The sequence below is a fragment of the Kosakonia sp. YIM B13588 genome (assembly GCF_042788165.1).
Classification (GTDB): Bacteria; Pseudomonadota; Gammaproteobacteria; order Enterobacterales; family Enterobacteriaceae; genus Kosakonia; species Kosakonia sacchari.
Genome location: NZ_JBHZPO010000006.1, coordinates 237,034 through 252,485 on the forward strand (window position 1 = coordinate 237,034; position 15,452 = coordinate 252,485).

General features: G+C 55.3%; 17 protein-coding genes. 7 read left to right on the forward strand and 10 right to left on the reverse strand.

The window, feature by feature from the left end:
• Positions 1-26 precede the first annotated feature (26 nt).
• Positions 27-452 (forward strand): hypothetical protein, encoded by a 426-nt coding sequence (locus ACFX4U_RS13085; RefSeq protein WP_313506668.1) that lies wholly within the window; start codon positions 27-29, stop codon positions 450-452.
• Positions 453-456: 4 nt separating this feature from the next.
• Here the strand turns inward: ACFX4U_RS13085 and sanA are convergent, their stop codons facing one another.
• From sanA to ACFX4U_RS13105, 4 genes are all read right to left on the reverse strand, one after another.
• Entirely contained in the window at positions 457-1,176 is a 720-nt protein-coding gene (gene sanA / locus ACFX4U_RS13090) for an outer membrane permeability protein SanA (RefSeq protein WP_017459792.1), read from the reverse strand.
• 121 nt (positions 1,177-1,297) lie between these two features.
• Positions 1,298-2,185, reverse strand: coding sequence for a cytidine deaminase (gene cdd, locus ACFX4U_RS13095; RefSeq protein WP_313506669.1), 888 nt, complete (start codon positions 2,183-2,185; stop codon positions 1,298-1,300).
• A gap of 129 nt (positions 2,186-2,314) precedes the next feature.
• Complete coding sequence (locus tag ACFX4U_RS13100; RefSeq protein ID WP_200550409.1) at positions 2,315-3,010, reverse strand: CidB/LrgB family autolysis modulator; 696 nt, start codon at positions 3,008-3,010, stop codon at positions 2,315-2,317.
• Complete coding sequence (locus ACFX4U_RS13105) at positions 3,007-3,405, reverse strand: CidA/LrgA family protein (RefSeq protein WP_313506671.1); 399 nt, start codon at positions 3,403-3,405, stop codon at positions 3,007-3,009. The genes ACFX4U_RS13100 and ACFX4U_RS13105 overlap by 4 nt, the downstream gene beginning before the upstream one ends.
• Positions 3,406-3,625: 220 nt before the next feature.
• Here ACFX4U_RS13105 and dusC point away from each other — a divergent pair, with 220 nt between their 5' ends.
• Positions 3,626-4,576 carry a tRNA dihydrouridine(16) synthase DusC gene (dusC, locus tag ACFX4U_RS13110; protein ID WP_305735517.1) on the forward strand — a complete coding sequence of 317 codons (951 nt, stop codon included), beginning with the start codon at positions 3,626-3,628 and terminating at the stop codon, positions 4,574-4,576.
• Between the two features lie 124 nt (positions 4,577-4,700).
• On the opposite strand, the gene ACFX4U_RS13115 is transcribed toward dusC, so the two are convergent.
• Both ACFX4U_RS13115 and ACFX4U_RS13120 read right to left on the reverse strand, forming a co-directional pair.
• Complete coding sequence (locus tag ACFX4U_RS13115; protein WP_305735518.1) at positions 4,701-4,979, reverse strand: hypothetical protein; 279 nt, start codon at positions 4,977-4,979, stop codon at positions 4,701-4,703.
• 32 nt (positions 4,980-5,011) lie between these two features.
• On the reverse strand, positions 5,012-5,926 hold the full coding sequence (locus ACFX4U_RS13120) for a LysR family transcriptional regulator (RefSeq protein WP_313506673.1): 915 nt from the start codon (positions 5,924-5,926) through the stop codon (positions 5,012-5,014).
• 73 nt (positions 5,927-5,999) lie between these two features.
• On the opposite strand from ACFX4U_RS13120, the gene ACFX4U_RS13125 reads away from it, so the two are divergent.
• Positions 6,000-6,956, forward strand: a complete 957-nt coding sequence (locus ACFX4U_RS13125; protein ID WP_313506674.1) for an MBL fold metallo-hydrolase — start codon at positions 6,000-6,002, stop codon at positions 6,954-6,956.
• Between the two features lie 39 nt (positions 6,957-6,995).
• Here the strand turns inward: ACFX4U_RS13125 and yohP are convergent, their stop codons facing one another.
• Positions 6,996-7,082, reverse strand: a complete 87-nt coding sequence (yohP, locus tag ACFX4U_RS13130; protein ID WP_017459799.1) for a small membrane protein YohP — start codon at positions 7,080-7,082, stop codon at positions 6,996-6,998.
• Positions 7,083-7,188: 106 nt separating this feature from the next.
• Here yohP and ACFX4U_RS13135 point away from each other — a divergent pair, with 106 nt between their 5' ends.
• Entirely contained in the window at positions 7,189-7,962 is a 774-nt protein-coding gene (locus ACFX4U_RS13135; RefSeq protein ID WP_313506675.1) for an SDR family oxidoreductase, read from the forward strand.
• On the opposite strand, the gene ACFX4U_RS13140 is transcribed toward ACFX4U_RS13135, so the two are convergent.
• Positions 7,959-8,543, reverse strand: coding sequence for a DedA family protein (locus ACFX4U_RS13140; RefSeq protein WP_200550414.1), 585 nt, complete (start codon positions 8,541-8,543; stop codon positions 7,959-7,961). The genes ACFX4U_RS13135 and ACFX4U_RS13140 overlap by 4 nt on opposite strands.
• A gap of 170 nt (positions 8,544-8,713) precedes the next feature.
• Between ACFX4U_RS13140 and ACFX4U_RS13145 the strand changes: the two genes are divergently transcribed.
• Positions 8,714-9,301 carry a Yip1 family protein gene (locus ACFX4U_RS13145; protein ID WP_017459802.1) on the forward strand — a complete coding sequence of 196 codons (588 nt, stop codon included), beginning with the start codon at positions 8,714-8,716 and terminating at the stop codon, positions 9,299-9,301.
• A gap of 170 nt (positions 9,302-9,471) precedes the next feature.
• Complete coding sequence (gene pbpG / locus ACFX4U_RS13150) at positions 9,472-10,416, forward strand: D-alanyl-D-alanine endopeptidase (protein WP_313506676.1); 945 nt, start codon at positions 9,472-9,474, stop codon at positions 10,414-10,416.
• Here the strand turns inward: pbpG and ACFX4U_RS13155 are convergent, their stop codons facing one another.
• Together ACFX4U_RS13155 and dld are read right to left on the reverse strand one after the other, a co-directional pair.
• The gene (locus ACFX4U_RS13155; RefSeq protein WP_313506677.1) at positions 10,417-10,971 is read right to left on the reverse strand and encodes an N-acetyltransferase family protein; all 555 of its coding nucleotides are present in this window, start codon (positions 10,969-10,971) and stop codon (positions 10,417-10,419) included.
• 100 nt (positions 10,972-11,071) lie between these two features.
• A complete protein-coding gene (gene dld, locus ACFX4U_RS13160) occupies positions 11,072-12,808 on the reverse strand; it encodes a D-lactate dehydrogenase (RefSeq protein ID WP_313506678.1) in 1,737 nt (578 codons plus the stop codon).
• A gap of 308 nt (positions 12,809-13,116) precedes the next feature.
• Between dld and bglX the strand changes: the two genes are divergently transcribed.
• Positions 13,117-15,414, forward strand: coding sequence for a beta-glucosidase BglX (gene bglX, locus ACFX4U_RS13165; RefSeq protein ID WP_044489420.1), 2,298 nt, complete (start codon positions 13,117-13,119; stop codon positions 15,412-15,414).
• Positions 15,415-15,452: the final 38 nt, after the last annotated feature.

Consider the following 15,452-nt stretch of genomic DNA (forward strand, 5'->3'; position numbering starts at 1 on the left):
GTTGTATCCGCAGCTCAGGGGCGCTTATGAATTTTGTTTATTTTACTGTTGATAACTTACCGCATGAAAAAAACTCACCTGTTAACTTCTCTTTGAAAAATGTCGAACTGTTGCGCGATGGCGACGTGATTGCTTCACTTGGCGATATCAAAATCACGTCCTTGCCGTTCTTTTACTTTTGCCCGGTACCCACCGGCTTTCGCAAAATAGAGTTCAGAATGAAGAACAGCCCGCCAGCGCGAATTGTATGTAGCACAGGGTACTTAAAAAGCGGGGAATACCTGGTTAATACGCCGGACGGGGAGAAAGCATTGTCCTTCAACGCGCTTAATGGTCACTGGACGCTCGATAAAGCCAGCCGTGCGGTTATTGATCACCGCCATTTTGTTGAGCGTGGTTTTACGCTTGTCCGTCCAGTAAAAACCAACAGCCGCAACGCATCCATTAACTGACGCTTCAGTTTTTTCCTTTCTTTTGCATATCGATAAGCTGCTCGGCGGTGACGGCCGGGTAGCCTTGCGCGTCGTCCGGCACTTCCTGCATTGACGGAATGGGCACCAGCGGGCCGAGGAAGCGCGGCTCACGCTTGAAGATGTAGAGATCGGCGATAGTGCCCAGCCGCGCGCCAAACTCGCGTACGCGTACGCTCCACATATCTTTCGGCGACGGCACGGCGTAACACTGCGCCTGAATGCCCATATGCTGGGCGATAAACAGCGCGCGTTCGCAATGGAAACGTTGGGTAATGATAATGAAATCGTTAGTGTCGAAGACTTTCCGGGTGCGCACTATCGAATCCAGCGTACGGAAACCGGCGTAATCCAGCACGATGTCGGCAGGATCGACACCGGCAGCAATCAAATCCTTACGCATGGTCATCGGTTCGTTGTAACTTTGCAGCGCGTTATCGCCGCTCAGCAACAGGTAGTTAACCTTGCCGCTGTTATACGCATTAAGCGCGCCCTGGATCCGGTAGCGGTAATATTGATTGATAACGCCGGTGCGGTAGTACTTCGCGGTGCCGAGGACGACGCCGACCTGGCGCCAGGGGAGATCCTGCAAGTCGTCGTAAATATAGGGAGCGGTTTTCCAGCTCATCCAGCGGTCTAAGCCAAGCGCAGTCAACAGCAGTAAGCCGATAAGGACTAACAAGCTGTAAGTAAAACGCTTTAACATGCAGCAGACTCGAACAGGATTAGAATGTCCCTCAGGCTACTTTACCCGTACGGCAAGCGCAAGAAACGGCAGTTCAATTGCGGGGTTTTTCATCACTGCGGGCGCGAACCCGCAGCGAGAATTATTTACTCAGCAAAACGCGTTTGACTTTATCACATCCCAGCGCGCGCAGCGTAGCGGCGGTGGCATCCCATTGGGTGAGCGGCGCATCGGCACGTTCCGCCAGTACCGCGTGTTGAATATCCGCGTAATCAAAACCGCTGAGGCTAAGCAGATTCAGTGCGCCTTGCAACGGCGGCAGCGTTGGGTTGAAGGCGGCGTTTTCCGCGTAGCTCCCGCTGAAGATGCGCCCGTCGCGACAAAGAATCGCCACGCCTGAGGGTGAGGTAGTGTAAGGCGAGTGGCTTTTATTGGCTGCATGAATGGCCGCCTGCGTTACCTCATCCCCGTTCAGTGAAAAACCGTGATTCTGTTGGTCCATTAACAGCGTTTTGATGTCCAGATCTTTGGGACCAAACGCGTCCGGCAGGTAATCGCCCAGCGTATGCGGTGCGCGCCCCGGCAGGTTAATGCGCAGATTCAGGCCGCTGTTCAGTTCATTCATAAACTGACGGCAGTGGCCGCACGGCGTGTAGTTGACGGTGATGGAAGAGAGCGCTTTTTCACCGCGCAGCCAGGCGTGGCTGATGGCGCTCTGCTCGGCATGCACGGTTTGCTGCATCGTCGCGCCAGCAAATTCCATATTGGCACCGAAGTACCATGTTCCGCTGACGCCACGCGCAATCGCACCCACGTTAAAGTGGGAAAGGTCGGTGCGGGCGCAGGCGGCGGCGAGCGGCAGCAACGCAAACGCCAGCGCGTCCTCGTCCAGCCCCGTCGCGCTTTGCAATGTTGCCACCTGCTCTGCGCTCAGCATGGCGGGGAAGTGCTCATCCGCCAGCAGAGGAGCCAGTGCGGACTGTAAATTCTCCGCAAGCCCGGAAAAAGCAGGGTGAAAACGTGAATGCATAGCTGTGCCTCATAGCAGTGTATTGGAATCGTAGTTTACGGGGCTGCATAGCCTCTATGTGTGATTCACTTCACACTGTATGTGCAACTTATGAAACTCAAATTAAAAATGCGCGACGTATCGCAAATTTTAGCCCAGCAACGCGAGGATAACCGGGAACAGAAACGGTGCGACCAGCGAGGTGATAATCCCGCAAATCACCAGCGCCAGCGAACTGAACGCCCCTTCCTGATAATCCAGCTCGGCGCAGCGCGCGGTACCCAGCGCATGCGAGGCGGTACCCATCGCCAGCCCACGTGCTGATTTCGTGGTGATACGCATCAGGTTCAGCAAGGTATGGCCGAACACGGCGCCCAATACGCCGACAAAGATCACGCAGACCGCACTGATTGCCGGGATACCGCCAATGCTGCCGCCAACGGCCATTGCAATCGGCGTGGTGACGGATTTCGGTAATATCGACGCTGCAATTTCCGGTGTCGCGCCCATCAGCAGCGCCACGGCGGTACCGGAAAACATCGCCACCATGCTGCCGATAAAGCAGATCGTAATAATCGATTTCCAGCGGGCGCGAATTTGATGTAACTGCTCATAGAGCGGAAACGCCAGCGCGACAACAGCGGGTTGCAGCAGATCGTTAAGAATTTTACTGCCCTGGAAATAGTGGTCATACGGAATGCCCGTCACCAGCAGGATCGGGATAATCACTACCATCGCCACCAGCAGCGGGTTGAGCAGCGGCAGCTTGAAACGCGCGGCGAGTTTACGCGCGGCGAAAAACACCGCCAGCGTCAGCGGTAACGACCACCAGATATACGTCATCATTCTTTCCGACCTTTTTGTCCTGCCACTTTGCGCTCGCCGTGCACCAGATGGGTGCTCCAGCTCACCACCAAAAAGACGATAATTGTGCTCACCGCACAGGAAACAACAATCGGGCCGAACTGCGCGCGCAGCAGGTCGTAATATTGCATCACGCCTACGCCAATGGGCACGAACAGCAACGCCATATAACGGATCAAAATAAAGCAGCCGGGGTTAACCCATTTGGCGGGCAGAATTTGCAGCGCCAGCAGCACGAACATAATCAGCATGCCGATAATGCTGCCCGGAATAGCAATAGGCAGCAGCGATGAAACAAAAATGCCTGCGTAGAGACAAGCGTAAATAAGCACAAACGCACGAAGATACTGCCAGATAATATTCAGTGAGTTACTCATGGTGAAAGCCCTTGTCGAAACGCATTCATCATACAATTAAAGCTAAAAACGTGCTACTGATCACATCATGAATTGTGAGCATACCAAACATTCCATTCAGGAACTTTATGCATTCCCACAAGATTTACCGCCAGGCATAGCCCAAAGTGTAGTGAAGAAAGGCACTTTCCACGTCTGAACAGAGACGCTACTATGGCGCCTCTTTTTTATGGGGCGAGATATGCGTGTATTACTGGCGCCGATGGAAGGTGTGCTCGATTCGCTGGTGCGCGAGCTGCTGACCGAGGTTAACGATTATGATTTGTGCATCACCGAATTCTTACGCGTGGTGGATCAACGCCTGCCGGTAAAATCCTTCTATAAAATCTGCCCTGAACTGCATCGTCAAAGCCGTACGCCTTCCGGTACGCTGGTGCGTATTCAACTCTTAGGGCAATACCCACAGTGGCTGGCGGAAAATGCGGCGCGCGCGGTTGAACTGGGCTCCTGGGGCGTCGATCTCAACTGCGGTTGCCCGTCGAAGCTGGTCAATGGCAGCGGCGGCGGCGCGACGTTGCTCAAAGATCCTGAGCTTATTTACCGTGGCGCAAAAGCGATGCGTGAAGCTGTGCCGTCGCACCTGCCGGTGACGGTAAAAGTGCGGCTGGGCTGGGACAGCCCCGCACGCGCTTTTGAAATTGCCGATGCGGTGCAGCAGGCCGGCGCCAGCGAACTGGCGGTACACGGGCGCACTAAAGAAGAGGGCTACAAAGCGGAGTGCATCAACTGGCACGCCATCGGCGAGATCCGCAAGCGCTTAACCATTCCGGTGATTGCCAACGGCGAGATCTGGGACTGGCAAAGTGCGCAGGATTGTATGGCTGCCACTGGCTGCGATGCGGTGATGATTGGTCGCGGCGCGCTGAATGTGCCCAATCTGAGCCGGGTGGTGAAATATAACGAACCGCGTATGCCGTGGCCGGAGGTTGTCGAATTGTTGGCGAAATATTCACGGCTGGAAAAGCAGGGCGATACCGGTTTGTATCATGTTGCGCGCATCAAACAGTGGCTCGGCTATTTACGCAAAGAATATCTTGAGGCCAGCGAGCTGTTTACCGAGATCCGCGCCTATAAACATTCCGCCGATATCGCACAAGCGATCGCACGCCAGCGCAGCCGCATTGGCGTCTGACTTGTGCCGATGAACCTTTCGCAGGCTGTCTCGTTATTCGCTCGAATAAAGCTGGTTTGCAGTGCGGGCGGCGATTGTTACTGCGTAAGCAGGCGAAACCTGATCATCTGGCAACTGCCGGAGGTCAGGTTTTTTTTGTTTCCGGGGTCGGAATGAATAGCGCCAAAATAGTAAACCACGTTGTTGTCGTGGCGCCGGGCGGCAGCCGCGCGCACAAGTAGTGATAAGTTACACCTGGTGAAAGCCGGTTGATCTGGAAAGCGCCGCCAAAGCGGAGAGCGCCAGGCGTTACGGTTTTATTGATGCCGATCGCGATGATAACCGCAAGGCACCCAGGACGCGCAGCCCTGAGAAAAATTTCTACGGGTATCGCGCCAGTAACGGTGAAAGCCTGAAATAACACACGCGTCTTCCCGCTGAAACCGGGCAGACGCGTCAGTTAAGGCGTTTCGCGATAAATTCTTTCAGCCACATTACCGCCGGATCGCTGCTGTGACGCTGATGCCACAGCATCGCCACCTCAATTGGCTGCACATCCAGCGGCAGCGGGCTGCTGGCAAACCCTCGCGTGCGCTGCCACTCCTGCGCCAGACCTGCTGGTACGGTCGCCAGTGCTGGCATGGTCTCCAGTAATCCCGGCAGGGCTGCGAAATGCGGCGTGGTGTAGTGGATGCGGCGCTGATGGCCGGTTTTTGCCAGCAACGTGTCGAAGTGGCTGCTGGTGGCTTCCCGGTAGCTGACCATTAAATGCGGCTGCGCGGAAAAGGTGTCGATATCCAGCGGTGCGCTCAACGTCAGTTGTTGCGGGTGCCAGAGCGTGATAAACGGCATGGTGGTCAGCGCTTCGCGCTCCAGCCAGCGTGGCCCGGCCTCGGCGACGCTTATTGCCATATCCATCTCGCCGCCTTCCAGCCGACCTGCGTCGCTGAACGGATCGCTGGCCACCACATTCAGACGCATACCGGGCGCGGCCTGTTGCAGCGCCGGGATCAACTTTGGCATCAACCACATTTCCACCCAGTCCGCCATGCCGAGCGTCAGCGTAACGGTCGCCGTTTGTGGATCAAAGGCTGTTTGCTGAAACAGCGCGCTTTGCAACTGCTCCAGCAACGGCAGCAGCTCGGTATGCAGCTCTACGGCGCGCGCGGTAGGCTGCATTTTATGGCCGCTACGAATAAACAGCGGATCGTCAAACAAGGTGCGCAATCGCGACAGCACACCGCTCACCGCCGGTTGACCCAGATGCAGCTTATCCGCCGCCGCAGAAACGCTCTGTTCGCGAAACAGCACGGCAAAAGCGATCAATAAGTTAAGATCGATTTTGCGGAAATCATTCTCTTTGATAGTCATTATTGCTCCAATCAATTGGAGTGATAGTAGCCGTTGCCGGATACTGGCGCAATGAAAACGACTGGAGAAGAGTATGAAACATTATCCACTTCTGTTGGCGCTGGCGACGGCAGGTTTGAGTTTTGGCGCTATTGCTGCCACACCGCTCTCAACGCACCAGCTGCAAGCGCCGGGCTTTTACCGCATGGCAATGGGCGACTGGCAAATCACCGCCGTTTCCGATGGCACCGTCGCGGTGCCGTTTGATAAACTGCTGACCCATATCAGCCCGGAGCAGTTGCAGGAACGGATGGCGCAGGCCAGTTTACCCGTCAATGCCGAAACCTCGATCAACACCTTTGTGATTAACACCGGTAAGCAGTTAATCCTGGTGGATGCCGGAGCCGGGCAGTTATTTGGTGATGCAGGCGGTCATCTGCCGGAAAACCTGCGCGCGGCGGGCATTGATCCGACCACCATCGATACTGTGCTGTTAACGCATATCCATGCCGATCACTCCGGCGGCGTGCAGCGCGACGGCAAACCGGTGTTTGCGAATGCCACCGTGCGGGTCGATCAGCGGGATGTCGATTTCTGGCTCAACCCGGCACATGAAAAAGAGGTGGAAGAGGGGCAGCGCCATACTTTTGCGGAATCGGAACGCTCACTGCGCCCGGTGATGGATGCCGGTAAGCTCAGCCCCTTTCGCGCGCCGACGCAAATTATCCCCGGCATTGAAGCGATCCCGGCGCCGGGACATACGCCAGGTAGCGTGATTTACCGTGTCACCCACGGTGGTAAGACGCTGATGCTGTGGGGCGATATTATTCATGCGCATCCGGTGCAACTACCGCAGCCGGAAGTGGCGATCCATTTCGATGTTAACCAGCAGCAGGCGGTAAAAACCCGTGAAAACGTGCTGGCGCAGGTCGCGCGCGAAGGGGACTGGGTCGCAGCGGCGCATATTGCTTTTCCCGGTATCGGTAAAGTGATGAAAGCGGAGAACGGCTATCGCTGGGTGCCGGTGAATTACAGCGCGAAAGGGAATTAATCCGTAATGCCGGGTAGCGGGCGCTACCCGGCGGTGCATTTAGAAGATCATCTTAAACACGCCGGTGACCACCAGCAGACCAATCAGAAAGATAATCAGGATTGCCCAAAGCAATATCTTCATCATTTTCTTCGTCCTTTTTATATGCAGGTAGGTAAAAGCGTAGGCAATCTCACGCAGTTGTGCCTTTTTCCTATACTTACCTGTCTATTTGTTAACCAGAGGACGACCTATGCCTGTAACCAAAGTTGCGATTGTGACCGCCGCCGATTCCGGGATTGGCCGACAGTGTGCGCTGATGCTGGCGGAACAGGGATTTGATATCGGCATTACCTGGCATTCGGACGAAAATGGCGCGAAAGAGGCTGCGTTGCATGTTGAGGATCTTGGGCAGCGGGCGGAAACCATCCACCTTGATCTCAGCCAGTTGCCGGAAGGGGCGCAGGCAATTGAGACGTTGATTTCCCGCTTCGGGCGCATTGATGTACTGGTGAATAACGCTGGGGCGATGAGCAAAGCCCCGTTTCTTGATATGAAATTTGAGGACTGGCGCAGCATTTTCACCGTGGATGTCGACGGCGCGTTTCTCTGTTCGCAAATCGCCGCCAGGCATATGGTGCAGCAGGGGCAGGGCGGGCGCATCGTCAATATCACCTCGGTGCACGAGCACACGCCGTTGCCGGACGCCAGCGCCTATACCGCCGCCAAACACGCGCTCGGCGGGTTAACCAAATCGATGGCGCTGGAGCTGGTGGATCACAATATTCTGGTGAACGCCGTCGCGCCGGGGGCGATAGCCACGCCGATGAATAACATGCGCGATGAAGATGCAAAACCGGGTTCGTTGCCTATTGTTCCGCTGACAAGACCGGGCACCACCAAAGAGATAGCCAGCATAGTCGCCTGGCTCTGTTCAGAACATGCCAGCTACACCACCGGACAATCGTTGATTATTGATGGCGGTTTTATGCTGGCTAACCCGCAGTTCAAACCGAAAACGGCTTAGTCGTTTGACGCGTTGCGCTGGCGTTTTTTCCGCCGATGATGGAACCACCAGCGCAGCGCGACCACCAGCACGATGGCGAGAATCAGCCAGATCCAGCGTTTTACATGCTGGTCGAACTGGTGTAGCCACGGGCCAATCACTTCCCCGCCTACGTAACCGAGCGTGGTAAACAGCAGAGCCCAGACGATGGCGCCAACAATGTTGAGCGGCAGAAAAATTTTCGGTCGCAAACGGCTGGTGCCAATCAACAGCGGGCCAATAATGCGAAAGCCGTACATAAAACGTGAGCCGATAACAAACAGGTAGGGATGGCGGCGAATAAGCGACTGCGCCTGGTGGATTTTGTCCCGGTGGCGGGAGAAGCGGCGCAGGATTTTCGTGCCGTAGCGTCTGCCGACGAGATAAAGCAGCTGATCGCCGATCATGCCGCCAAGCGCCACGGATACCACCACCAGCCAGAACCGTAACAGCCCCTGGTGTGCGGCAACACCGCCCAGCAGGGTAATTGTCTCCCCTTCAGCCACACTGCCAATCACCAGCGCGGCGTAGCCGTACTGGCTAATCAGATGATTGATATCCATTGTTTTTACGTCCTCCCGGTAAAACGCTTATAAGCATACACCCGATATCGCGCCTTCGCCGGAATGACGCCGTTTCGTTGTCGCGGCATTTTTGTTGCTGTACAAAAAATAATCTCAATAGTGAATTATACTGATTGTGTCGATGTTCGGGCTTTCAGCGAGGGGGCGTTATGAACCATGTCTGGGGACTCTTTTCCCATCCCGATCGTGAAATGCAGGTTATCAAAGGCGAAAACGAGACAATTTCGCATCACTACACCCACCATGTATTAATCATGGCGGCCATTCCGGTTGTCTGTGCGTTTATTGGTACCACGCAAATCGGCTGGAATTTTGGCGAAAACAGTGTGGTGACGCTGTCATTGTTTACCGGTTTCTATCTGGCTGTGCTGTTCTATGCGTTGATGCTGGCAGGCGTGGCGGTGATGGGCCGCGTTATCTGGTGGATGGCGCGTAGCTTGCCGCAGCGGCCTTCATTAGGGCGCTGTATGGTGTTCGCCGGTTATGTGGCGACGCCGCTGTTTCTCAGTGGGATTGTGGCGCTCTATCCGCTGGTGTGGCTTTGCGCGCTGGTGGGGACGGTGGCGCTGTTTTACACCGGCTACTTGTTGTATGTCGGTATCCCGACCTTCCTGAATATCAACAAAGAAGAGGGCTTAAGTTTCTCAAGCTCGACGCTGGCGATCGGTGTACTGGTGCTCGAAGTGCTGCTGGCGCTGACGGTGATCCTGTGGGGTTACGGTTACCGCTTGTTCTAAACCTGTTGCGTTGCTGGCGTAAATGTCGGCAACGCAATCTCTCGCAACGATTATCCTCTGGCGACAACCCTGCGTGGCGGCTATTATGCCAAAGCCAGCTCTGTTATTGCTCCGGCTGACAGAAGCGGTGTGCGTAATAACGTGCGTGAATAATTTTCAGAAGTCTCACCATGCAGAAATTTCGAGTTTCCTTATTAAGCCTGGCGTTAATACTGGCTGCGCCCGTGGCGCCGTTTGCCGTCGCGAAAACCACAGCGGCGACCACCGCCGTACAACCTGAAATCGCTTCAGGTAGCGCGATGATTGTCGATCTGCAAACCAATCAGGTTATCTACTCCAGCCACCCTGATCTGGTGCGTCCTATTGCTTCCATTACCAAGCTGATGACGGCGATGGTGGTGCTGGATGCGCACCTGCCGCTGGATGAGAAACTCAAAGTGGATATCAGCCAGACGCCGGAGATGAAAGGGATTTACTCTCGCGTGCGCCTTAATAGCGAAATCAGCCGTAAAGATATGCTGCTGCTGGCGCTGATGTCCTCGGAAAACCGCGCGGCGGCGAGCCTTGCGCACCACTATCCGGGCGGTTATAACGCCTTTATCGCGGCGATGAACGCCAAGGCGAAAGCGTTAGGCATGACGAATACGCGCTATGTTGAACCGACCGGTTTGTCGATTCACAACGTCTCGACCGCCCGCGATCTGAGCAAGCTGCTGATTGCCACCAAACAGTATCCGCTGATTGGTCAGCTCAGTACCACGCGAGAAGAGATGGCGACCTTTGCCAACCCGGCGTATACGCTGCCGTTTCGCAATACTAACCACCTGGTGTACCGCGATAACTGGAACATTCAGTTGACCAAAACGGGCTTTACCAATGCGGCAGGGCACTGCCTGGTGATGCGCACCGTGATTAACAACAAACCGGTGGCGCTGGTGGTGATGGATGCGTTTGGCAAATTTACCCACTTTGCCGATGCCAGCCGTTTACGCACCTGGATTGAAACCGGCAAAGTGCAGCCGGTTCCGGCGTCAGCATTAAGCTATAAGCGCCAGAAAGCGGCGCAGATGGCGCAAAATCCGTCTGCGGGTGAGCAGACCGCGCAAAACGATTAATTATTCCGGCAGCGTCCAGTCACCGTCGTTGAGTGGACGCTGCATAATCAGCGTATCCCGCCAGTCGCCTTTCTTGTAGCCGACGCTTCGCAACTGCCCGGCAATCTCAAACCCGTGCTTTTTATGCAGCCGCAGCGAACCCAAATTATTGTTGCCATCGCCAATCACCGCAATCAGTTGCCGCCACGGGCCCTCTTCGCAGCGTGCGATCAACGCGCTCATCAACGTGCTGCCAATGCCGCGCCCGGTCATGCTGGCATCCACGTAAATCGACTCTTCAAGCGTATAACGATAGGCCTCGCGCGGACGGTAATAACCGGCATAGCAATACCCGACCACGATGCCGTGATAGAGCGCCACCATCCACGGCAAACCCTCTTTCGCGATGCGATTCATACGGCTGCGCATTTCATCAATAGTGGGCGGGACTTCTTCAAAGGAGGCGCGGCCGTGCAGAACATGCCAGGCATAAAGCGAGGCGATGGCGTGAACGTCGTCAGGGCAGGCGTCGCGCACTACCACCGCAGGACCGGATAAGATATCGACAGCTGACATGACGGGTGTGCTCCTTCAAAGAGGCGGCCAGAGAAACGTTTCTCTGGCGCTGTTCGCTACTCTATTACGAAAGGAGCACACAATACAGCCCGTCGCCGGGTTATTTCATCGCCGTTGACGATGCGTTATCCGTAGCAGATTCTTCCTGCCAGAACTTACGCTTGCTGGTTTTACCGATGCCGGGGTTCATGCTGTTTGTCGGGTCGTTTTCTTTATAAAAACGTTTTAACGGCTCGGCGGCTTCATACAGATGCCCGACATTATGCTCAGCCGGGTACTGCGCGCCACGCTGGCGTAACAGTTCCAGCATTTGCTCTTTCAGCGCATGGGCATCCACGCCTTTTTTCACAATGTAATCCTGGTGGAAAACATGGCACATAAAGTGGCCGTAATAGAGTTTATGCACCAGTTGGCTGTCGATTTCCGGCGGCAGATGCTCAAACCAGTCGCTGTCATTGCGGCGCAGCGCGATATCCAGCGCCAGAATATCTTCCACTTCATCGGCATGGACCGCCTGGTAACGAATTGCCGCACCGGCGGCGGCAAAGCGGTGTAAAAATGCTTTACTCCCTTCTTCCGGTGTGCAGACAAAGAAATCACCCTCGGCACTGGCAAAGTAGGTTTTCAGCCAGTTTTCTGCTTCTGCAATGCCATCGCCGGACATCTTCAACAGCAGATGATGTTCATATTTATCTCGCCACGCTTTCATGCGCGGCGGCAGGTGAGACGGGAAAAAGCCGCTGATTTTTTGCAATGAGCGATCAATAAAATGCGGCTTAAATACCGTCGCCTTTTCCAGCAGCGCTTCGGTGCGGCCTTTCATGGTGAAGAAGAACGGCATTTTGTCGGTGCCGAGTTTATCGATCATCAGGAAGGTGTCTTTGCCGTAGCGTTCGGCGATATCGTAAATATCGCGATGCATATACTCCCCGGCGACCGGCAGGTGTTCGAAGTTCGCCAGAATATGACGACGGATCTCCGCCAGCACTGCCGTTTGATTGGTGCCGATATAGAAGACCTGCTGGCGTGTTTCGGCCGGGAAAGTGTCCAGACGCACGGCGAAAACCGCCAGTTTCCCTGCGCAACCGGAAGATTCAAACAGCCGCTGCGGGTCGGCGTTGTAACGCGCCGGGGTGTCGGCATCGACATCGCGTACGCGGGTCACGTAATCATGATCGTGGCCGTGGCGCTGGTCGTGCAGCACGTCGCTATCGCTGACACGATCGTCATCAAGCTTGCTGAGGATCTGCTCCGGCGTTTCCCCCAGCGAAATACCTAAATGGTTCACCAGCACCAGTTTGCCCTGCTCATCGATACGCGCGAACAGCGACATTTCGGTGTAGGCCGGGCCGCGTTGTACCAGCGAACCGCCGGAGTTATTGCAGATCCCGCCAATCACCGATGCGCCAATGCACGAGGAGCCGATCACCGAATGCGGCTCGCGGCCCAGCGGTTTAAGCGCTTTTTCCAGCGAATAGAGCGTGGTACCTGGGTAGGCCAGCACCTGTTCGCCGTTATCCAGCAGGTGCAGCTTATCAAGGCGCAGGGTACTGATAATCACGATGTCCCGGTCATAATCATTGCCGTTTGGTGTCGAACCTTCTGTCAGCCCGGTGTTCGCCGCCTGCATCAGAATAATTTTATCGGCGTTAACACAGGCCTGCAGAACGCGCCACAATTCGACCAGCGAACCGGGAAAAACCACCGCCAGCGCGTTGCCCTGGCCTGAACGAAAACCCTTGCGATAGCGGGCCGTTTTGGCCGGGTCGGTAAGCAGGTGAGAAGCGCCAACCAGCCGTTTGAGTTCGCTGATAAAGGCGTTGTTTGGATGTGACATTATCCACTCCTTGTGGCTAATCATTGTTCAATACACTTCATTCTTCGGGCCACCTTTGAGTGGTGTTGGCACCCGGAAGCTTATCTCAGTAAGCCTCATAAGAATGTGAAGACCTGCCGCTTTGGCGCGTTATGCATGATGACGTGTAAAGTGCGCATTAATGTTAGCCCTGTAAAACCAAACGGGGGAGCGAATTCGCATAAAAATCAGAGTCCCACTCTGCAACACGTGCCAGGATTATGGCACACTGCGTTTCTTTCGCGGCCAGTGACCGCGGTTATGGGTGAAAAAACAAGAGAGTAAACGACATGAAATGGCTATGTTCTGTAGGTGTCGCTGTGAGCCTCGCGCTGCAACCAGCGCTGGCGGAAGAGATGTTCGGCAACCATCCGCTGACGCCAGAAGCAAGGGATGCGTTTGTCACTGAACTGCTCAAGAAAATGACGGTCGATGAAAAAATCGGCCAGCTGCGTTTAATCAGCGTCGGGCCGGATAACCCAAAAGAAGCCATTCGCGACATGATCAAAGCAAGCCAGGTCGGCGCGATTTTTAACACCGTCACCCGGCAGGATATTCGCGCCATGCAGGATCAGGCGATGCAGCTAAGCCGCCTGAAAATCCCTCTGTTTTTCGCCTATGACGTGGTACACGGCCAGCGTACCGTCTTCCCGATTAGCCTCGGTCTTGCCTCCAGCTTTAACCTTGATGCGGTCAAAACGGTTGGCCGCGTTTCAGCCTATGAAGCCGCTGATGACGGCCTGAATATGACCTGGGCGCCGATGGTCGATGTCTCGCGCGATCCGCGCTGGGGCCGCGTTTCCGAAGGGTTTGGCGAAGATACGTACCTGACCTCAGAAATGGGGCGCACCATGGTCGAAGCGATGCAGGGCAAAAGCCCGGCGGATCGCTACGCGGTGATGACCAGCGTGAAACATTTCGCTGCTTATGGCGCGGTAGAAGGCGGTAAAGAGTACAACACCGTTGATATGAGCCCGCAGCGTCTGTTCAACGACTATATGCCGCCGTACAAAGCCGCGCTGGACGCTGGCAGCGGCGGCGTGATGGTGGCGCTGAACTCACTTAACGGCACGCCGGCGTCATCTGACTCGTGGTTGTTAAAAGATCTGCTGCGTGATGAGTGGGGCTTTAAAGGCATCACCATTTCCGATCACGGGGCGATTAAAGAGCTGATTAAACACGGCACCGCCGCCGACCCGGAAGACGCCGTGCGCGTGGCGCTGAAATCCGGCATCAACATGAGTATGAGTGATGAGTACTACAGCAAATACCTGCCGGGCCTGGTGAAATCCGGCAAAGTGACGATGGCTGAGCTGGATGATGCCACCCGCCACGTGCTGAATGTGAAATACGATATGGGGCTGTTTAACGATCCGTACAGCCACCTGGGACCGAAAGAGAGCGACCCGAAAGACACCAATGCCGAAAGCCGTCTGCACCGCAAAGAAGCGCGTGAAGTGGCGCGTGAAAGCATGGTGCTGCTGAAAAACCGTCTGGAAACGCTGCCGCTGAAAAAATCGGGCACCGTGGCGGTGGTTGGCCCGCTGGCCGACAGCAAACGCGATTCGATGGGCAGCTGGTCTGCGGCAGGCGTTGCCGATCAGTCCGTTACCGTGCTGACCGGTATTCGTAACGCGCTGGCCGGGAAAGGGGAAGTGGTGTACGCCAAAGGGGCAAACATCACCAATGACAAAGACATCGTTAATTTCCTCAATCTTTATGAACCGGCTGTGGTTGTCGATCCGCGCTCACCGCAAGCGATGATTGATGAAGCGGTCGCCGCAGCGAAAAAATCCGACGTGGTTGTTGCGGTTGTCGGTGAAGCGCAGGGCATGGCGCATGAAGCCTCCAGCCGTACCGATATTACCATTCCGCAGAGCCAGCGCGATTTGATTGCCGCGCTGAAAGCCACCGGTAAGCCGCTGGTGCTGGTGCTGATGAACGGTCGTCCGCTGGCGCTGGTGAAAGAGGATCAGCAAGCCGACGCGATTCTGGAAACCTGGTTTGCCGGCACCGAAGGCGGCAACGCCATTGCCGATATTCTGTTTGGTGATTACAACCCGTCCGGCAAACTGCCGATGTCCTTCCCGCGCTCTGTCGGGCAGATCCCGGTCTATTACAGCCACCTCAACACCGGGCGTCCGTATGATGCCGATAAACCGAACAAATATACCTCTCGTTACTTCGACGAAGCGAACGGCCCGCTCTATCCGTTTGGTTATGGCCTGAGCTATACCACCTTCAAGGTTTCTGACGTGAAGATGTCTGCACCGTCGATGACGCGCACCGGCAAAGTGACCGCCAGCGTTGAAGTGACCAACACCGGCAAACGCGAAGGCGAAACGGTTATTCAGATGTATTTGCAGGATGTCACCGCGTCAATGAGTCGCCCGGTAAAACAACTGCGCGGCTTTGATAAGGTGAACCTGAAACCGGGCGAAACCCAAACCGTTAGCTTCCCGATCGATATTAATGCGCTGAAATTCTGGAACCAGAAGATGAAGTACGATGCGGAGCCGGGCAAATTCAATGTCTTTATCGGCGTTGATTCCGCGCGTGTTAACCAAGGCGAGTTTGAACTGCGTTAACCGAATTGACGCAGTCAAAGCACCGCGCAGCTGGCGCG